This window comes from Erwinia aeris (assembly GCF_041224955.1).
Classification (GTDB): domain Bacteria; phylum Pseudomonadota; class Gammaproteobacteria; order Enterobacterales; family Enterobacteriaceae; genus Erwinia; species Erwinia aeris.
This window is the reverse complement of the sequence record NZ_JBGFFX010000018.1, coordinates 32,059-51,256: the sequence shown is the minus strand read 5'-3', so window position 1 is coordinate 51,256 and position 19,198 is coordinate 32,059. Positions and strand designations below refer to the sequence as shown.

Here is a 19,198-nt window from a genome sequence, read left to right as displayed (position 1 = left end):
GGCGGCGCGGGGTTAGGCGCGCCGCCGCGGGATCAGACCGTTTCTAGCTTCGCGTAGGCGGCCACCAGCCATTTGATGCCCTGGCCCTGGAAAGCAACCTGTAACCGGCTGTGATCGCCGCTGCCTTCCAGATTGACGATGGTGCCCTCGCCGAATTTAGCGTGGCGCACGCGCTGGCCGAGCGCAAAACCGCTGTCGTTTTGCGTAACTGGCGTGCCCATTCGCTGATGGTTGACCGGACGGCTGACGCTGGCGCGCAGGCGCACTTCCTCTACGCACTCTTCCGGCAGCTCGCCGACAAAACGCGATGGCCGGTGATACACCTCTTTGCCATACAGCCGACGCGTTTCCGCATAGGTCAGCGTCAGCTTCTGCATGGCGCGCGTGACGCCCACATAGGCCAGGCGACGCTCTTCCTCCAGCCTGCCGCCCTCTTCCAGCGACATCTGGCTCGGAAACATGCCTTCTTCCATCCCCACGATAAAGACCTGGCGGAACTCCAGGCCTTTGGCCGCGTGCATGGTCATCAGCTGCACCGCATCCTGCCATTTATCCGCCTGACCTTCGCCCGCTTCCAGCGCCGCGTGGGAAAGAAAAGCCTGTAGCGGCATCAGGTCTTCGTCTTCATCCTGATAGCTGTACTGCCGCGTGGCGTTGACCAGTTCCTCAAGGTTTTCGATACGCGCCTGGCCCTTTTCGCCTTTTTCCTGCTCGTACATCAGCCACAGGCCGGAATCTTTGATCACCCGGTCGGTCTGCACGTGCAGCGGCATTTCGCTGGTTTCCTGCGCCAGCGAGTCCACCAGTTCGGTAAAGCGTTGCAGCGCCGAGGCGGCACGACCGGCCAGCGCTTTCTCCTGAAGCAGAACGCGGGCGGTCTGCCACAGCGTCAGCTGGCGCTCACGCGCCGTTTGCCGCACCACGTCCAGCGTGCGGTCGCCAATGCCGCGAGTCGGCGTATTGACCACGCGCTCGAAAGCGGCGTCGTCGTTACGGTTGGCGATCAGCCGCAGATAGGCCAGCGAGTCTTTGATTTCCTGACGCTCGAAGAAGCGCATTCCGCCGTAGATGCGGTAAGGCATACTGGTTTGCAGCAGCGCTTCTTCCAGCACGCGCGACTGGGCGTTGCTGCGATAGAGAATGGCGCAGTCGTTCAGCGCGCCGCCGTTTTCCATCCACACCTTGATGCGGTTCACCACGAAGCGGGCTTCGTCCAGCTCGTTGAACGCGCAGTAGATAGAGATCGGCTCGCCGTCGCTGCCGTCCGTCCACAGCTCTTTCCCCAGACGACCGTTATTGTTGGCGATCAGGGCGTTGGCCGCCTTCAGAATATTGTTGGTGGAGCGGTAGTTCTGCTCCAGGCGGATGGTCTGCGCGCCGTGAAAATCGTTAAGGAAGCGCTGGATGTTCTCAACCTGCGCGCCGCGCCAGCCGTAGATCGACTGATCGTCGTCGCCTACGATGATCACTTTTCCGCTTTCGCCCGCCAGCATCCGGATCCAGGCGTACTGGATATTGTTGGTATCCTGAAATTCGTCCACCAGGATATTGGTGAAGCGCTCGCGGTAGTGGTTAAGGATATGCGGTTTATTCAGCCACAGCTCGTGCGCGCGCAGCAGCAGCTCGGCGAAATCCACCAGCCCGGCGCGATCGCAGGCTTCCTGGTAGGCCTGATAGATGCGCAGCCACGTCTGCTCAACGGGATTGCCGTAGCTCTCAATGTGCTTTGGCCGCAGCCCTTCATCTTTTTTGCCGTTGATGTACCACATGGCCTGGCGGGCGGGCCACTGCTTCTCATCCAGATTCATCGCTTTGATCAGGCGTTTTAATAAGCGCATCTGATCTTCGCTGTCGAGGATTTGAAAATCCTGCGGCAGGTTGGCGTCCAGGTGGTGCGCGCGCAGCAGGCGGTGCGCCAGGCCGTGGAAGGTGCCGATCCACATGCCGCCCTGGCTGGTGCCGATCAGCTGCTCAATGCGGTGGCGCATCTCGGCGGCGGCCTTATTGGTAAAGGTCACGGCCATGATGGAGTAAGGCGAACAGTTTTCAACCCCCAGCAGCCAGGCGATGCGGTGAACCAGCACGCGAGTCTTGCCGCTGCCCGCCCCCGCAAGCACCAGCAAATTGCTGCGCGGCGCGGCTACGGCCTCGCGTTGTTTGTCATTCAAGCCGTCGAGAAGGTCAGAAACGTCCATAAGCACCGTCAGGTTAGGGGAAGCTGTTGCTCCACTGGATATTTAACCAGCGTATTATAACAACGCGGTCAGGGATGCCAACTGCGAAATTTCCAGCGTGGGCAGCAGGCGGCTGTCGCTGGCCTGCATCAGGTTGTGATGATGCAGGTTGATCCAGCACGCCTGCATCCCGCAGCGCACCGCGCCAGCCACGTCCGTCGTGAGATCGTCGCCCACGTGCAGAATGCTGTGTAAAGGCAGGTTAAGCTTTTCTGCCGCCAGGTGATACATATCGTGATAAGGCTTGGCGCGGCCGTGCGGCCCGGCTCGCAGAATAAATTTAAAGTATTTATCCAGCCCGAACAGGTGCGGCTCGGCGTTGCCGTTGGTGATCGCCACCAGCGGGATTTTCGCCGCCAGTGCGGCCAGCGTGCTGTGCGTTTCGGCCGGCACCTCGATCTGGCTGCGCCAGTGGGCGAAATGCGCCATCACCGCGCGCGAGCCTTTTTCCGCTTCCGACGCGCTAAGGCCGCTATTCAGCATTGCCAGCTCCACCGCGCGGCGACGCCATTCGCTGACGTCGTGATAAATGTCCGGCTCCTGCTCAAGCAGGCTGTCACGCAGCTGCTGATACTGTAAGGGACTGAACTCGTTCAGCGCCGGATGATAGGCCTGCAAAAACGCGTGGGTTTCTTTAGCGGTGCGGCTGATTACCGGCCGATTGTCGTACAGCGTATCGTCCAGATCGAAGGTCATGGCCGCGATCGGCCGCAGCGAACGGTAAAAATGCATCAGGTTTTTCCTCGTTTGGCACGGGGATGCGCGGCATCGTAAACCGAGGCCAGATGTTGAAAATCAAGGTGGGTATAGATTTGGGTCGTGGTGAGATTGGCGTGGCCCAGCAGCTCCTGTACCGCGCGCAAATCGCCGCTCGACTCCAGCATATGCGTCGCAAAGGAGTGACGCAGCTTGTGCGGATGAATATGGCTGGACAGCCCCTGCTTCACGCCCCACTCCGCAAAACGCTTTTGCACATTGCGGGTGGAAATGCGCTTGCCCTGTTTTGACAGAAACAGCGCGTTATCGGATGGCGCGAACAGCTCGCGCAGCGCCAGCCAGCGCTCCGTCCATTCCACCGCCATGCGGCCAATCGGCAGACGGCGCTCTTTGCTGCCCTTGCCGGAAACCCATACTTCGCCGGAAGCCAGATCGAGATGGGAAATATCGATGCCGACCAGTTCAGAAAGGCGCAGCCCGGCGCCGTACATGACTTCCAGCATGGCGCGATCGCGCACCGCCAGCGGATCGTTCAGATCGATATCCAGCAGGCGGTTAACCTCGTCCACATCGATATTTTTCGGCAGATGCCGGGAAGCGCGCGGCGTGGCGACGCCCTTGGCCGGATTGGCTTTCAGCTTGCCCTGGCTGATTTGCCAGTCCAGAAAGCTGCGCAGCGCGGAAAGGCGTAGCGCCAGGCTGGCGGGCTTAAGGCCGCCACGGCGGCTGCGTGCGGCCAGCGCGCGTACCTGGGCGGCGTCCAGCTTCTCCCAGGCGGCAAGCTTCATCTCATCCAGCAGGATAATACAGGCGCTCAGCTGCCGCTCGTAGCTAATCTGCGTGAGCGGGCTGAGCTGGCGCTCGACTTTCAGGTAGCGCAGGAAGCCCTCTACGGCTGGCTGTAGAGGAGACGCGTTCATGCCCTTTCCACCCAGCGCTGCAGCAGTTCCGGCAGCATATGCGAGAGGTGCTGCAACAGCACCGTGCCCATGCCGGACTGATAGTGCTGGCTGTCGCGGCTGCTGAAGATCAGCACGCCCAGCTCGCCGCGCTCGCCCAGCAGCGACATCGCCACCGAGCCGACCGCTTTGGCCTGCGGCAGCAACAGCAGCAGTTCCGGGCCGTTAAGGCTGCCCAGATAGTGCTGCTGCTTGCCCAGACGCTGAATACGTACCGGCTCGAACGCCTGCCGCGACAGCGCCAGCTGCGTGAAGTCGGACGGCGCGCCAATCCGCCACTTTTCGCTGAACAGCCGCACGTTGGCGCCCGCCAGCCCCAGCTCGCGCGCCCAGCGATGCAGGCGGTTGAGCATCTCGTGCAGGCTGTCGGCCGCCGCCAGCCGCGTCTGCAAGGTCAGCAGCTGTTCGAACAGCCGATGATTGGCGCTGGCCTGCTCCATCAGCAGCGTTATTTCCTCTTCCAGCTGCGCAATCTGGTGACGCTGGCGGCTGAGCTGCCACTCCACCAGCGAAACCGTGCCGCGTACCGGATGCGGCACAATCATTTGCTCGACCTGGCGAGCGTTGCGGATAAAGAAATCCGGGTTTTGCAGCAGGTAATCGCTCACCGCGCGATCGTCCAACAGGATATCGCTGGCGGCCTCGCTGACATGTTTCATAGATGAATAAATCCGTCGTAAACGTGAGTGGCCGGGCCGGTCATATAGAGCGGATGTCCCGGCCCTTTCCAGGCGATATGCAGGCTGCCGCCGGGCAGATCGACGCGAACCTTTTCCGCCAGCAGGGTTTGCTGAATGCCGACCGCTACCGCCGCACAGGCGCCGCTGCCGCACGCCTGCGTTTCGCCCGCGCCGCGCTCGTAGACGCGCAGGCGGATATGCTCGCGGCTGACCACTTCCATAAAGCCGACGTTAACGCGTTCGGGAAAACGCTCGTGGCTTTCCAGCACCGGCCCTAAGCTTTCCACTCGCGCCGTTTTCACGCTGTCGACCTGTAATACGCAGTGCGGATTGCCCATCGATACCACGCCGCACATCACCGTTTGCTCCGCCGCGCGCATCAGATAGAGGCTTTCCGCCTTGTTCGCGCGAAAAGGCACCTGCTGCGGCTCAAAATTGGGCTCGCCCATGTTGACGCACACCAGCTCATCCGGCGTGACGCTCAGCACCATGCGCCCGGTCTGCGTACTGACGCGGATCTCGCTTTTATTGGTCAGCCCTTTCAGACGCACAAAGCGGGCGAAGCAGCGCGCGCCGTTGCCGCACTGTGCCACTTCACTGCCGTCGGCGTTGAAAATGCGGTAGTGAAAATCCAGGTCGGGATCGTAAGGCGGTTCCACGATCAGCAGCTGATCGAAGCCGATCCCCAGATGCCGATCCGCCAGTCGCCGGATCAGTTCAGGAGAAAAATAGACGTTTTGCGTCACGGCATCGACCACCATAAAGTCATTGCCCAGACCGTGCATTTTGGAGAACTGCATGTTTGGCTCCAGCGAGTGCGTCATGAGTTACTGAGCCGATTGCTGTTCCGCATCGGTAGTCGTTGACTGCTGCTGCGCGCCGGACGCCGTACCGCTGGCGGTTTTTGGCGGTGTCGTCGCGCCGGCGTTTTTTGGCGGCTGCTCCTGCTTTGGAAAATAGAGAGGGCCTTTCAGTCCGCATCCCGCCAGGCTGACCACGGCCAGCGCCAGCGCCATCCGGCAAATCATCTTCTTCATGCTTGTTCTGCTCATCATTGCTGCCTGTTGGTAGACTATCATCGCAGGTGAAGTGCTAAAAGCAACAGGAAAAAGGCGAAGGTTGCAGAAAGGAAAGCGGTAAAAGGCACGGCATCCTGTTTGCCGTGCCGGGCAAAAAGCAGCGGCGGCGATGGGCTACAAAAAGTCTTCGCGCTGTGGCGTAAAGAGATCGATCAGCACGCCGCTTTCCAGGCAGACGCATCCATGCGGTATATTCGGCTGCTTATATAAGCTGTCGCCCGCTCTCACCTCGCGCTGTTCCTTACCGATAGTGAACAGAAAGACGCCGGAACGCACCCAGGTTAGCTGTTCATGAGGATGGCTGTGCATCGGGCCAATCGCGCCCTGCTCAAAACTGACCTGCACGCACATCAGCTTGCCGCCGTGCGCCAGCACGCGACGGGCGACGCCTTCACCCGCTCTTTCCTGCCGTGAATCTTTATAAAAGAAAAACATGCGTGTTCTCCTTACAATAAATTTGGCCGCTATTCTGCTCCGGCAGCGGCAATTTTCCAGGCAACGCAAAACCAACTGTGACGGCTATCATGCCGATTTGTACAAAAGCGCAAACGGATGAGTTGGGATGGCGTAATAGTTATTCCCGCCGCGAGGCGGGTTAATTTTTTACCATTTTGTGATGGGCGGCAATTACAGGGCGGGCAGCCTGGCTGAAGATGACTATTTATTTGCAAACGACGCCCGCGATAAGGATATAAAGCCATGACGATTACGCTTCCACGCGAGACGCATTTCCGCCATCCCGATGAAAAAGTTATTTTTCATTTCTGGCGGCCGGAAAAGAGCCTGTGTCAGGAGCACCGGCATGAGTATTGCGAACTGTTTCTGGTGGAAAAAGGCAGCGGCATCCACGTTATTAATGAAAAACCCTACTTATTAACCGCAGGCACATTGTGTTATCTCAACCGTCACGATTATCACCTTTTCGAAGAGATGAAAAATATCAGGCAGGTGAATTTACTTTATCTGGCGCCCGATCGTTTTAACGTGCTAAAAAATATTGAGCACTTATTGATTCAGCCGGGTGAAAGCCGCGTCTGGCAGATAAATATACGGGTAATAAAGCAGATCATGGCCAGATTAATGGCGCATTCGGCCACAAAGTACGAAAACAAGCTGCTTGGCGAAAGCCATAAGGAAGCTATTTTTCTGGAAACGCTGCATACGCTGAACCAGTGGCGCTATAAAACCCAGGATTTCGCCTCCAGCGACGATCGCATCAGCCAGATTATTATCTGGCTGAATAGTCATCTGGCCGAGCCGCTGGATATGGAGCGCCTCTGCCAGACGTTTGCGATTTCCCGCCGCACGCTGCAACGGGGGTTTGTCGACTATACGGGCGTCTCGCCGCAGCAATATCTGACCACCACCAGGCTGCTCCAGGCAAGATATCACCTGCAATACAGTGATATGACCATCTCCGAAGCGGGAAAGCGGGTCGGCTTTAACGAGGTCAGCTATTTTTCCCGTCTGTTTCGCAAGCAGTTTGGCCTGTCGCCCGGCCAGTGCCGTTAAGCCCAAAGCAGTTAGCCCTGCGCTTCGACCAGTTCCAGCCTGCCCGGCGCCACCGTCGCCGGATAAGGTTCGTCGCGGCAGATCGGCAGCGCCTCCCAGCGCAGCCAGTAGCGATGCTGCGGGCTATAGTCGCTGTTTTGCGCCGCCAGCAGCTGCACCTCGGCCTGCGGATGCAGCTGCTGGCGCGGCCGCAACAGCGTTTCCGGCAGCGTTACGCGGGCGGGGAGCGTTGCCGTCACGGTTAAGGATGCTTCATCAATCAGCCAGTGCCCTGCGCCGCTCCATAGCGAACGCCACGCCACTTCCAGCTGGCCTTCGGCGGTCACGCGCGGCGGCTGCAAAACCAGATCCGGCGGAATAGAACCAGGCCCGTTGAAATCCCAGCGGAAATGCCACTGGCTGAGCTGGCTTCTCTGCCAGTTTCCCGTGCCGTCCGGCCTGGCGAGATAAGCCTGAGAACAGCCGTTCTGGCCGTAGCGGTGATAAATCAGCAGCGGCCTTCCCTGACTGTCAAAACCGATTTCCTGCACCATATTAATCAGCCCTTCGCCAACCCCGGCGCTATCAACAATTTCGCCTCGTTCCCGCGAGATGGGCAGCGTCAGGTGCTGTCCGGCAGAGGTTTCCCAGCGTTGCAGGTCGCGGCTTCGCGCATAGGATAAATTGTTGTTGGTTTCACAGTACGGGGTTTCGCGCCACATCCAGACCAGATGCCACCAGCCATCCGGCCCGGCTACCGGCGGCCGCGCGTAGCCGTTGCGTAAGCCTTCGCCGTCCAGCAGCGGCGTGTCCAACAGGCGCGACCACTGCCGCCGCGCCGTATTATATACGTTATAGATATCGTCGCCGTTGCCGCTACAGCCGTCGCGATAGCGGAACAGTAAACGTCCCTGCGCGTCTTTAAAAAACAGCGGATAAGTCGTGCGCGCTTCACGTGCGCCGGTCATCGCTCTGACCACGCGCAGCGAATAAATATCCAGCGGGCGTTCGGAGCGAAAATAGATCAGCGGATCGACATGCATATTGCCGGAAAGGTGCAGGTAGCCTTCGCTGTCTATGGCCATCGTCAGGTAGTTATGTGAATCGTAATCGGTGACGTTGGCGTCACGGTTGCGCGACGCCAGCCAGAAGCCTTCCGGCTGAAAAGTTTCCCATATCGCTACGCCTGCACGACGGCATCCCACGGTGATGCGATGCGCGGCGTCGTACCAGGCGGCAAACAGCGTCCCCTCATGATGCAGCAGGCAATAGAGCACGTTAAAATCTGCGCAGGCCTCACCCACGGCAGAGACATGAACCTCTGTACTCATCTTTCATTCTCCTTGATTATTTTTACGGCGCAGGAAATAAACGGCCAGCACGATGGCACCGGCGGGATGAAGCATCGCGCCGATATAGATCGGTACGGCATAGCCAAAGGCATCAATAATGGTGCCGACAAAGCCGTTGAAGAGAATGGCGCTGATGCCGCCGAGCGCGCTCATGATACCGATAGCGGTGGCGATGGCCGCGCGCGGCACCAGCCCGCCCATCATGATGGTCACCATGCTCAGCCAGGCGGTGCACATAAAATTAATCACGGTCATAATGCCTACCGCCAGCCAGATGTTTTGTACCGTGGGCAGTAAAAAAATCAGCGGCGCCAGACAGGTTACCGTCCAGATCAGATTCAGCCGCGCCCGGGTTGGCTCGACGCCGCGCGCCACCAGCCGATCGGAGATCCGGCACACCAGCAGCACGCCAAACACCGCCGCCAGCGGCGGAAACCACATCAGCTCGCCGACGCGTGCCAGGCTCAGCCCCAGCTTTTCCTGCATAAAGCCGATCTGCCAGTATTGATAAAAGAACCAGAAAGGATCGGTCAGCAGCCGCGCGATAATCAGCGTCCAGACGGGCGCGGAAGCCAGCACCAATTTATAGCGTTGCAGCGTGGAGACGCGGTCGTCCTCTTTTTCCGGCAGCGGCTCCGCCGACGTCGGCTGGCGACGGCTGGCCAGAAACCACAGCAGGCCGACCACGATGCCCGCCGCGGCCGGAATAAAGAACGCCCAGCGCCAGCCGCCCGCCAGCGTGACCCAGGCAATAAAAGGCGGCGCAACGATCAGGCCCAGCGACTGAATAATATTGGTCAGCTGAAAAGCGAAAGCGCGCTGCTCCGCTCTAAACCAGGTAAATATCGCCAGCGTCAAGGCGGGCACGACGCCGGACTCCGCTATGCCAAGAATAAAGCGGCCAATCAGCATCCCGGTCAGCGAATGCGCCAGGCCGGTGATCAGCGTGGCTATCGACATTAGCAGCATTAAAAAGGTCAGCACGCAGCGGCTGCCGAATTTATCCACCAGCGCGCCCGAGAAAAAATACATTACGATATAGGGCAGCATAAAAGCGGTAATCAGCAGCGAATACTCTTTATTGCCCACGCCCATTTCATGCATCAGCGTGGTTTTAAGAATGGAAACGATTTGCCGATCAAAAGAGAAGAAAAACAGAATGCAGCCGAGCAAGAGCAGAAGCAGAGAAATAAAAAGGCCGAACTTATTTCCTTCCCTGGTGAGTAATGCCTGTCCTTTTTCCATATATCCCTCGCGGTAATGCCTTTAAATGAGAATACGGCGCGAGTATAAAATGGATGATATCGGGCAAGAGCGCGGGATGATTTACTCTGTGAATAGCATCATGGCGATTTGTACTTCAGCGCCAGAACGGCGGAAGAAATGGCATTTGCCCGCAGATGGCGGGCAGTATCAATGCATCTGATAACGCGGCGTGTAGTCGCTGGGATCGTTGTCTGAATCGGTCGCGCACAGCTGCGTCAGCGTCTGGCTGCGGAAAGGGATAACCTGAAAACGATCGTCCACCTGCACAATCTGATAGAACTGCGGCAGGTTAAAGTTGATAAAGCTGGAGCCGTAGGTAAAGCGATCGTGCGAGGAGGAGTAGAAGCGGCTGACGTCGCGCACCAGCTCCTCTTTGCTGCCCTCGCAGTGATGATAGATCTCCACCCGATTGGTCTCATCCAGGATGTAGATATTAAAGCCGCGATCGTCTTTCGTATCCTCAAAGAAAAACTGGATGATGCCTTCGCTGGCGTAGCCGTTGACTACCGACGGCAGCCGCGTCTGATCGGTTTCCACCTTGATCGACAGGCCGTGCAGCTTGTTGTTGGAGATGGCGCCATAAAACTCCACGGCGTTTTCCAGCTTTTGCACCGAGACGCTCAGCCGCTCAAAGAACAGTCCCCAGGTTTGTCCGGCCACGCGCACGGCTTTAAACCGACCGGGTTCCTGGCGCGTGCTGGAGAGGCGCAGCTCGATACACTCCGACACCAGCTGCTGCACGCGAGTGCGGATCAGGCCGCGTAGATGCTGGCTGTAACAAAAGACCTCGACGTTATCCGGCGGCGCCGCATCCTGATGCATTTTACCCAGGATGGTTTTCAGCGCCTCGATCATCGCCTGCTCGCCGTTGAAATGCAGCGTACGGACTTCATTCCACGAGTTGCGGTAAAGCAGATCGATGCTGCCGATCAGGCATTGTTGCTGCTGCCCAAAGCTGAACACGTCCAGCTTGCGGAAGTCAAAATGCACCACCTGATTGCGGAAGGCCGCCGTAGGATCGTGTTCCAGGTTAACGATGATTGCCAGATGGCGGATCTCGCACGGGCTGTAAAGCGCCTTTGCCGTCGGCGCGGGCAGCCGCAGCGGGAAATGGTGCGACACGTCCGTCACCAGCTCCTGTAACCTGGCCAGATCGCAAATCTCATTGCCTTTAATATGCAGTCGCGTTTTGCTGGTCAGCAGGCCGTTGAACCACGCCCACGCCACCAGCTTGTTCAGGTAGCGGTTATATTCCAGCGGCTGATGGCTGATGATGGACTGCATATCCGGCGACTGATTATAAAGATACCAGCCGGCGCGGTTGGCGCGGCCGTGCGGCACGTGAATAAAGGTCAGATGCGGCTCGGAAAGATCGGGCGAAATCTGTGGATTGACCAGCGTCACCTTGCCCGGCAGCGCCTCGAAAGCGGCGTAGAGTTTGCGCGTCAGCACGCCGATATCCTGCGGACTGGCGCTGACGCTCAGATTATTGCGGCGGGCAAAGCGGATCAGGTTGCGGTAGCTCTGCATCATCGCGTCCAGCAGCTCGTTGTGCGCTTCACGCACGCGGCCGATTTTCCACTCGGCGCGGCTGTCCAGCATTGTGAGCCGCTCTTTGTCCCAGCCCCATTCACTGACCAGCTGGCTGAGAATTTCGCGCCGCCAGCCCGGATCGCTGTCGACGGAAAGTTTTTCGCGCACCTTCAGATAGAAGCAGCGGCGTACCAAATCCAGACGCGCATGATCGTCAATGCTGGTGAGATAGTGCGTGACGCGTTCCAGCATCATGCAGTAGGGATCCAGACCATAAGAGACGATTTCGCCATCGTGCAGGCGCTGTTTGATATCCATCGCCAGCAGCCGGGTGCCCGGATACTCCCAGGAGTAGGCTTCCAGCAGCAGCGTCTTCAGCACCGCCTTATAGGGCGAGTCGATGCTTTTATAGAGCTGCCACAGGCTCGCGCCGAAATACTCCTCGGCGGAAAGCGTGCTCAGACCGCCCAAATCAAGCCACTCGTTCGGGGTCAGCACGCCTTTTTGATACAGCGACATCACGTAGTCGTCGTAATGCTCTTCTTCTTCGCCCGGCACCATATTCCACAGAATGCGTTTGCCGGCCATGCGTACCGCAGTGCGATAGAATTCGTCCAGCAGCAGGATATGCTGCGTGGAACCGCAGTCTTCGCCGCCCAGGCTGCCGCTTTCGTTATGACGGAAGCGGTTTTCATCGATCAGAAAGAAGCTGGCATCGACGCCCATACCGGCGCACCATTTTTGCAGCAGCGTACATTTCTTTTGCAGCGCCAGCCGCTCTTCGTTATCCAGCCAGGATTGATGGCAGACCCAGATATCCAGGTCGGAAGTGGCGTTCTGGCCGACGGAAGAAGTGCTGCCCATGGAGTAAACGCCGGTGATCGGCATCTCGCCCTGCGGCGTCAGCGCGGCGAGGGATCCAGATTTGCCTTCTAAATCATAAAGATAATTTTTTTGGCTTTCATCAGGCGTGTAGAAGCTGATGCCATGTGGAACGTTACCTGCAAGGTAACCCGGCATCAACGGATGATGATAATGTAATAAGGTCGGCAGCAGACTGTAAACCTGTTGAAAAGCAGGTCCCATGGCCGCCAGCGCGCGATCGACGCGTAGCTGGTTGATGGCATCCAGTCTCTGTTTCAGTGTCTCAATGTAGAGGTACAAGACGTCTCGCCTGATTATCCCAGTGCCTGCAAAAAACCCCGTTCCCGACATCCGCCGCTTGCTTTAAAAATAGTCGTGCGAATAATTGCTGGAAACGTGATCAATCTAACACCTGGTCGGTTGACCGTAAAGAAAGTTGCGCTACCAAACAGTTTAGCACGTTTTACCATCACCCCGACCGAAAAAGCCCGCATACCGCCCGCGCCTGCCGTTTCAGGCGGCGGAAACTGTCAGCCTTCCCGTATCAATGATAGGATAATCAGTGAACGATAAAAACGGTAACCAGCATGTCAGACAAAATTTTAAGAATAGCTACCCGCCAGAGTCCACTTGCGCTGTGGCAGGCGCACTATGTTCAGCAGCGCCTGATGGCCTGTCATCCGGGGCTGAGCGTTGAGCTGGTGCCCATGGTCACCAAAGGCGACATCATTTTAGATACGCCGCTGGCCAAGGTCGGCGGCAAGGGCCTGTTCGTGAAAGAGCTGGAACAGGCGCTGCTGGACGGCCGTGCGGATATTGCCGTTCACTCCATGAAGGATGTGCCGGTCGAGTTTCCCCAGGGCCTGGGGCTGGTCACGATTTGCGAGCGCGAAGATCCGCTGGACGCCTTTGTTTCTCATCGCTTTGATTCCGTGGACGCGCTGCCTCAGGGCGCGGTGGTCGGCACCAGCAGCCTGCGCCGCCAGTGTCAGCTGAGCGCGCGCCGTCCGGATCTGGTTATCCGCTCGCTGCGCGGTAACGTCGGCACCCGCTTAAGCAAGCTGGATGCGGGCGAATACGACGCCATTATCCTTGCTGTCGCCGGACTGAAGCGTCTGGGCATGGGCGATCGCATTCGCCATGCCATGCCTGCGGAAGAGTCGCTGCCTGCGGTCGGCCAGGGCGCGGTCGGGATCGAATGCCGTCTTGACGACGCGCAGACCATCACGCTGCTCGCCGCGCTGAATGATGAAGACACCGCGGTGCGCGTCAAGGCCGAGCGGGCGATGAATACCCGGCTGGAAGGCGGCTGTCAGGTGCCGATCGGCAGCTTTGCCGAGCTGGAAGGCGACGAGCTGTGGCTGCGCGGCCTGGTCGGCTCGCCGGACGGGCGCGCTATGATCCGTGGCGAGCGCCGTGGCCCGCGCGAAGACGCCGAAAAGATGGGCATCTCGCTGGCGGAAGAGCTGCTGAATAATGGCGCGCGCGAAATTCTGGCGGAAGTGTATAAAGGAAATCCGCCCAGATGAGCATCCTGGTAACCCGTCCGACACCGGCGGCCGAAGAGTTGGTCAGCCGTTTACGTACCGCTGGCCGGGTTGCCTGGGCGATGCCGCTGATTGAATTTACGCCGGGCACCGGTCTGGACGATCTCCCGAACCAGCTGACGTCGTTGCAAAGCGGCGATCTGGTTTTTCTTCTGTCGCAGCATGCGATCCATTACGCTCATCCCGCCTTAGTGCGAGCCGGCGTGTCGTGGCCCGCTTCACTGCACTACTATGCTATAGGCCGCACTACCGCGCTCGCCTTGCATACCGTCAGCGGACACGATGTCGTCTGGCCGCACGAGCGGGAAACCAGTGAGATCTTAATCCAGCTTCCTGCCTTACAGCAGGTAGCCGGCAAACGCGCGCTGATCCTGCGCGGCAACGGCGGGCGGGAATTACTGGCGGAAACCTTGCAACAGCGCGGCGCTGATGTACAGTTTGTTGAATGCTATCAACGCTGTGCGAAAATTTATCAGGGCGCCATTGAAGGCCGCCGCTGGCGTGACCGGCAGGTGGATACGCTGGTGGTTACCAGCGGCGAAATGCTACAGCAGCTTTATTCGCTGTTCCCGGAGATCGATCGCGAGGAATGGCTTCTGCACTGTCGGCTGATTGTCGTCAGTGAACGCCTGGCTACCCGTGCCGCAGAACTGGGCTGGCGCGATATCAGGGTGGCCGAGGGTGCCGATAACGACGCCTTACTGCGCGCGTTACAATAAACTTAAATATGGGATGTGCCACAATGACGGAACAAAAAGAGTCCTCTGCCATGGTTGAAGCAACCACCCCGGAGGAAGCGACCTTAACGCCAAAGCAACAGCCCGACCGTAAGCCGCGCAATGCCGCTACGGCGCTGGCCGTGCTGGCGATTGCGATTGCGCTGGCTACGGGCGCAGGCCTCTATTTCCACGCCCGCACTCAGGCTCAGCAGCAGGCCGCGACCAACAAGGCGCTGGCTGACCAGCTTGCCAGTTTGCAGCAGGACGCCGCTGGCGAAAAACAGAATCTGGTGCGTCAGCTGGCCACGCAGAGCAGCGCGCTGGATACCGCACGCGCTCAGCAGGCGGCCACGAGCAAGCAGCTGGAAGAGCTGAAAGAGAAAGTGGCGACTATCTCCGGCAATGACGCGCACACCTGGCTGCTGGCGCAGGCGGATTACCTGGTCAAGCTGGCCGGGCGCAAACTGTGGAGCGATCAGGATGTGACCACGGCCGCCGCGCTGCTGAAAAGCGCCGATGCCAGCCTGGCCGATATGAACGATCCCAGCCTGATCGACGCGCGTCGCGCGTTAACCCAGGATATCAGTTCGCTCTCCGCCGTCAGTCAGGTCGACTACGACGGCATTATCCTCAAGCTGAACCAGCTCTCCAACGGCGTGGATAATCTGCGCCTGGCCGATAACGACAGCGACGACGCGCCGATGGACGCCGACAGCGGCGAGCTTTCCTCTTCGCTGCGCGAGTGGCGACAGAACCTGGTGAAAAGCTGGCATAACTTTATGGATGATTTCATCACCATCCGCCGCCGCGACACCACCGCTGAGCCGCTGCTGGCCCCTAATCAGGATATTTACCTGCGGGAAAACATCCGTTCGCGCCTGCTGATTGCCGCTCAGGCCGTACCGCGTCATCAGGATCAGGTTTATAAGCAGTCTATTGATACGGTCTCTGCCTGGGTACGCGCCTGGTTCGACACTAACGATGCGGCCACCAAAGCCTTCCTGAGCCAGCTGGACGAGCTGAGCCAGCAGAGCGTGTCGATGGACGTGCCGGATACGCTGCAAAGCCAGCCGATGCTGGATAAGCTGATGCAAACGCGCGTGCGCAACCTGCTGGCCCAGCCGGGTGTCCAACAGCAGCAGGGAGAATGAGCATGCTTAAAGTACTGATTATTTTTGTCTTGCTGATGGTCGGCGTCGTGCTTGGCCCGATGCTGGCGGGCCATCAGGGTTACGTGCTGATCCAGACCGACAACTGGAATATTGAAACCAGCGTCACAGGGCTGGCGATCGTGCTGATCCTTTCGCTGCTGGTGATCCTGTTCGTCGAGTGGATCCTGCGCCGTTTATTCCGCACCGGCGCCAAAACCCGCGGCTGGTTTAAGGGACGCAAGCGCAGCCGGGCGCGTAAGCAGACTAACGCCGCGCTGATCAAACTGGCGGAAGGCGATCATCGTCAGGTTGAAAAGCTGCTGTCGCGCAATGCGGATCACGCTGAACAGCCGATGGTTAACTATTTGCTGGCGGCGGAAGCCGCTCAGCAGCGTAACGATGAGGCGCGCGCTAATCAGCATCTGGAACGCGCTACCGAGCTGGCCGGCAACGATCAGCTGCCGGTGGAAATTACGCGCGTGCGTTTACAGCTGGCGCGTAATGAAGATCATGCCGCGCGTAACGGCGTTGATCGCCTGCTGGAGGTCGCGCCTCGCCATCCGGAAGTGCTGCGTCTGGCCGAGCAGGCCTACGTTCGCACCGGCGCATGGAGCGCCTTGCTGGATATCCTGCCCGCTATGGAAAAAGCGCACGTTGCCGATGAAACGCACCGTCTGGCGCTACAGCAGCAGGCCTGGCTGGGCCTGATGAATCAGGCGATGGCCGATCAGGGCAGCGAAGGCCTGAAGCGCTGGTGGCATGACCAGAGTCGTAAAACGCGTCAGGAAACGGCATTGCAGGTGGCGATGGCGGATCATCTGATCGTTTGTGACGATCATGACAGCGCGCAGACCATCGTGCTGGACGGCCTGAAGCGCGGTTACGATGAGCGACTGGTGCTGCTGATGCCGCGCCTGAAAACCGGCAATCCTGAACAGCTTGAAAAAGCGCTCCGCCAGCAGATCAAGCAGCACGGCGCTACGCCGCTGCTGCACAGTACGCTGGGTCAGCTGTTGATGAAGCACGGCGAGTGGGAGCAGGCGAGCGAAGCTTTCCGTGAGGCGCTGAAGCAGCGTCCTGACGCGTTTGACTACGCCTGGCTGGCCGACACGCTGGATCGTCAGCACAAGCCGGAAGAAGCCGCGCAAATGCGTCGCGACGGTTTGCTGCTAACGCTGAAAAACAATCCCTGATCCAGGCTGGATTAACGAGCCGGGCGCCCTGCCCGGCTTTTTTTTACCTGTAGCCCGATAAAAAAACACCCGCCGATTTGGCGGGTGTAAATAAACAGGCCGAAAGACCGGCTGGTACCTGACTCAACGTTTTGCCCTGAACCTCCGTTAAGGCCTGACGGCGATAGCGGCAGATGGACAACAGGTACCCTAATGGCTCTGCATCATTCCCGGGTTTATGAAGCTTACGCGAACATAAGAGATGGAATGAGCATTCTACAGGGGGATTGTAGCATATACCGTGCCAGGTCTTCAGCTACGCCTGTGAACAATGCTTATTTCTATTAAATTCAGCCTGTTATCCTGAAAATATTCTTATATTACTTTTCAGGGGCCGTCGCTAAAAAACAACAGAGGCCGTTTACAGCGTCGTCAGTCAGCGACAGCTTATGTACAGGCGGGTAAACCTTTTAAATAACAATGAGATGAATGTCGTCTTTCAGAGACAAAGCAGAGAAGCCCTCGCCGGAAGCGCTGTTTACTGTAAAACGCACGAAAGCCGGGACGTTATGAAGGCGGGAAGCAACGTTGTCTCGCTGCGCTCGGCGCAAACCTCCTTCGGAGGTTCCAGACCGCTGACAAAGTTGTAGAGAGTTCGTGTGAACAGGATTTTTTTGCAGCGAAACGGCAGCTTCGCAGCAGCAGAGGCTGAGCGGATAAACGGACCGTTTTCGCGCATGGACGCGCGAAACGAGCCTCCATGGACGGATCCACGGCGTGTCCGTGTTCCGATCTGCCTCTGCTGCTTTTCGCCAGCCCGAACGCGACTTGATGACAGAGGATGGGTTTGTCAGCAACCTCAAACCTCCTTCGGAGGTTCTCATCCTCTGGAAACTACAGAGACAAAAAGGCCAGCTCGAGAGCTGGCCTTTTCTTAAAGTGGTCGGCGAGAGAGGATTCGAACCTCCGACCCACTGGTCCCAAACCAGTTGCGCTACCAAGCTGCGCTACTCGCCGAATACTGCTTTTACTGCGGCTTAAATCGCTTTAAGCGAAAACCCTGCCTCGGCAAGGTTTCAGGAATATGGTCGGCGAGAGAGGATTCGAACCTCCGACCCACTGGTCCCAAACCAGTTGCGCTACCAAGCTGCGCTACTCGCCGAAAACTGCGTACTGCTAAAGATTTTGTGGTGCGAAGAGAGGGACTTGAACCCTCACGTCCGTAAGAACACTAACACCTGAAGCTAGCGCGTCTACCAATTCCGCCACCTTCGCATACAAAATCTGGGGTGGCTAATGGGACTCGAACCCACGACAACTGGAATCACAATCCAGGGCTCTACCAACTGAGCTATAGCCACCACACCTGTTACTCGTACTGCTTTACTACCTAACGCGGTAATACTACCACCGCAGCTCTTGCGCACAAACTTAATGGCGCGCCCGACAGGATTCGAACCTGAGACCTCTGCCTCCGGAGGGCAGCGCTCTATCCAGCTGAGCTACGGGCGCGTAGCGCCGTTGCGGATGGGCATACTACGGATTCGAGCCGATCCTGTCCAGTGCTTTTTGCACAAAAAATTCCGTTTGCTTACGCTTTGTGCGTTCTGTCTAAACTACAGGCGTTTTAGCGCGTTAATGCTTGTCTTTTAACCGATGAGGCCGTTTAAAAGCCGTTAATTAGAGATCGCCGCGCAGGTGATAACGCAGGTATTTTAGCAGGCTGAGTTGCCTTCCAATCCGCGAAGGCTGCACGATCAGCCGATAAAGCCACTCAAAGCCCGTTCTCTGCCATATTTTCGGCGCGCGCTTCAGGTTGCCCGTGAAAACATCGTAGGTGCCGCCTACGCCCATATAGAGCGCATCAGGGTAGAGAGCCTTGCAGTCGCGCATCAGGATCTCCTGACGCGGCGATCCCATCGCCACGGTGACAATCTTTGCGCCGCTGGCGGCGATGCGGGCAAACAGCGCTTCCCGATCGGCAGGCGCGAAATAGCCGTCCTGCGAGCCAACGATATTGACGTTCCACTGGCGCTTCAGCTTCTCTTCGGTCTGGGACAAAATGCCCGGCTTGCCGCCGACCAGGAAAACCGGCGTGCCTTCGCGGCCGGCACGCTCCATCAGTCCTTCCCACAGATCGGCTCCGGCAATACGCGCAACCTTAGCCTGCGGATACTTTTTGCGGATGGAGCGGACGATACTGATGCCGTCGGCGTACTTATATTCCGCCTCGTCGATCAGACGATGAATTTCCGGGCGGCTTTCCGCCGTCAGCACCTTTTCCGCATTGATAGCCACCAGCGTGCCGCTTTTCAGGCGTTCCCCCAGCCAGAGATAATCAAGGAATTCGGCCATATCGCGAAAGCCCAACAGCGTAATGCCGCGGATCGGGTAGTGCGGCGGCGTAAAAGCGGAGTCCATGACAGGTCCTTAA

General features: G+C 58.3%; 16 protein-coding genes and 5 tRNA genes. 5 read left to right on the top strand and 16 right to left on the bottom strand.

Translation table 11 applies throughout. The features are described 5' to 3' along the window. Positions 1 to 32: 32 nt before the first annotated feature. The 7 genes from uvrD to AB6T85_RS22030 all read right to left on the bottom strand — a co-directional run bounded on the left by uvrD (position 33) and on the right by AB6T85_RS22030 (position 6,104). The gene (uvrD, locus tag AB6T85_RS22060) at positions 33 to 2,195 is read right to left on the bottom strand and encodes a DNA helicase II (RefSeq protein WP_369896718.1); all 2,163 of its coding nucleotides are present in this window, start codon (positions 2,193 to 2,195) and stop codon (positions 33 to 35) included. 54 nt (positions 2,196 to 2,249) lie between these two features. Then, positions 2,250 to 2,966, bottom strand: coding sequence for a 5-amino-6-(5-phospho-D-ribitylamino)uracil phosphatase YigB (gene yigB, locus AB6T85_RS22055; protein WP_301731021.1), 717 nt, complete (start codon positions 2,964 to 2,966; stop codon positions 2,250 to 2,252). Beyond that, positions 2,966 to 3,871 carry a tyrosine recombinase XerC gene (gene xerC, locus AB6T85_RS22050; RefSeq protein ID WP_253457242.1) on the bottom strand — a complete coding sequence of 302 codons (906 nt, stop codon included), beginning with the start codon at positions 3,869 to 3,871 and terminating at the stop codon, positions 2,966 to 2,968. Before xerC ends, yigB begins: the two co-directional genes overlap by 1 nt. Further along, a complete protein-coding gene (locus AB6T85_RS22045) occupies positions 3,868 to 4,569 on the bottom strand; it encodes a DUF484 domain-containing protein (protein WP_253457239.1) in 702 nt (233 codons plus the stop codon). Before AB6T85_RS22045 ends, xerC begins: the two co-directional genes overlap by 4 nt. Next, on the bottom strand, positions 4,566 to 5,390 hold the full coding sequence (dapF, locus tag AB6T85_RS22040; protein WP_253457236.1) for a diaminopimelate epimerase: 825 nt from the start codon (positions 5,388 to 5,390) through the stop codon (positions 4,566 to 4,568). Before dapF ends, AB6T85_RS22045 begins: the two co-directional genes overlap by 4 nt. 27 nt (positions 5,391 to 5,417) lie before the next feature. Then, complete coding sequence (lptM, locus tag AB6T85_RS22035; RefSeq protein ID WP_253461191.1) at positions 5,418 to 5,627, bottom strand: LPS translocon maturation chaperone LptM; 210 nt, start codon at positions 5,625 to 5,627, stop codon at positions 5,418 to 5,420. Between the two features lie 156 nt (positions 5,628 to 5,783). Continuing rightward, positions 5,784 to 6,104 (bottom strand): cupin domain-containing protein, encoded by a 321-nt coding sequence (locus AB6T85_RS22030; protein WP_369896716.1) that lies wholly within the window; start codon positions 6,102 to 6,104, stop codon positions 5,784 to 5,786. A 264-nt stretch (positions 6,105 to 6,368) separates the two neighbouring features. Between AB6T85_RS22030 and AB6T85_RS22025 the strand changes: the two genes are divergently transcribed. Beyond that, on the top strand, positions 6,369 to 7,181 hold the full coding sequence (locus tag AB6T85_RS22025; RefSeq protein ID WP_253457230.1) for a helix-turn-helix domain-containing protein: 813 nt from the start codon (positions 6,369 to 6,371) through the stop codon (positions 7,179 to 7,181). Positions 7,182 to 7,192: 11 nt separating this feature from the next. Here the strand turns inward: AB6T85_RS22025 and AB6T85_RS22020 are convergent, their stop codons facing one another. From AB6T85_RS22020 to AB6T85_RS22010, 3 genes are all read right to left on the bottom strand, one after another. After that, the gene (locus AB6T85_RS22020; protein WP_369896714.1) at positions 7,193 to 8,491 is read right to left on the bottom strand and encodes a BNR repeat-containing protein; all 1,299 of its coding nucleotides are present in this window, start codon (positions 8,489 to 8,491) and stop codon (positions 7,193 to 7,195) included. Positions 8,492 to 8,494: 3 nt separating this feature from the next. Continuing rightward, a complete protein-coding gene (locus tag AB6T85_RS22015) occupies positions 8,495 to 9,757 on the bottom strand; it encodes an MFS transporter (RefSeq protein WP_253457226.1) in 1,263 nt (420 codons plus the stop codon). Between the two features lie 168 nt (positions 9,758 to 9,925). Next, positions 9,926 to 12,475: a class I adenylate cyclase gene (locus tag AB6T85_RS22010; protein WP_253457223.1), complete on the bottom strand. Its 2,550-nt coding sequence runs from the start codon at positions 12,473 to 12,475 to the stop codon at positions 9,926 to 9,928. A 287-nt stretch (positions 12,476 to 12,762) separates the two neighbouring features. Between AB6T85_RS22010 and hemC the strand changes: the two genes are divergently transcribed. The 4 genes from hemC to hemY are packed head-to-tail and all read left to right on the top strand — an operon-like array spanning position 12,763 to position 16,785. Continuing rightward, positions 12,763 to 13,704: a hydroxymethylbilane synthase gene (gene hemC / locus AB6T85_RS22005; protein WP_125290718.1), complete on the top strand. Its 942-nt coding sequence runs from the start codon at positions 12,763 to 12,765 to the stop codon at positions 13,702 to 13,704. Beyond that, positions 13,701 to 14,441 (top strand): uroporphyrinogen-III synthase, encoded by a 741-nt coding sequence (hemD, locus tag AB6T85_RS22000; protein ID WP_253457220.1) that lies wholly within the window; start codon positions 13,701 to 13,703, stop codon positions 14,439 to 14,441. Before hemC ends, hemD begins: the two co-directional genes overlap by 4 nt. Before the next feature lie 23 nt (positions 14,442 to 14,464). Next, positions 14,465 to 15,592: a uroporphyrinogen-III C-methyltransferase gene (gene hemX, locus AB6T85_RS21995; protein ID WP_369896711.1), complete on the top strand. Its 1,128-nt coding sequence runs from the start codon at positions 14,465 to 14,467 to the stop codon at positions 15,590 to 15,592. 2 nt (positions 15,593 to 15,594) lie between these two features. Further along, entirely contained in the window at positions 15,595 to 16,785 is a 1,191-nt protein-coding gene (hemY, locus tag AB6T85_RS21990) for a protoheme IX biogenesis protein HemY (RefSeq protein ID WP_253457214.1), read from the top strand. Positions 16,786 to 17,704: 919 nt separating this feature from the next. On the opposite strand, the gene AB6T85_RS21985 is transcribed toward hemY, so the two are convergent. The 6 genes from AB6T85_RS21985 to wecG form a co-directional block, all read right to left on the bottom strand. Next, positions 17,705 to 17,781, bottom strand: a tRNA-Pro gene (locus AB6T85_RS21985). A 68-nt stretch (positions 17,782 to 17,849) separates the two neighbouring features. Next, positions 17,850 to 17,926, bottom strand: a tRNA-Pro gene (locus AB6T85_RS21980). Between the two features lie 26 nt (positions 17,927 to 17,952). Then, positions 17,953 to 18,039 (bottom strand) — tRNA-Leu (locus AB6T85_RS21975). Positions 18,040 to 18,049: 10 nt separating this feature from the next. Beyond that, positions 18,050 to 18,125, bottom strand: a tRNA-His gene (locus AB6T85_RS21970). A 74-nt stretch (positions 18,126 to 18,199) separates the two neighbouring features. Next, positions 18,200 to 18,276: transfer RNA gene (locus tag AB6T85_RS21965), tRNA-Arg, on the bottom strand. A 168-nt stretch (positions 18,277 to 18,444) separates the two neighbouring features. Further along, entirely contained in the window at positions 18,445 to 19,185 is a 741-nt protein-coding gene (gene wecG / locus AB6T85_RS21960; protein WP_369896710.1) for a lipopolysaccharide N-acetylmannosaminouronosyltransferase, read from the bottom strand. Positions 19,186 to 19,198 lie beyond the last annotated feature (13 nt).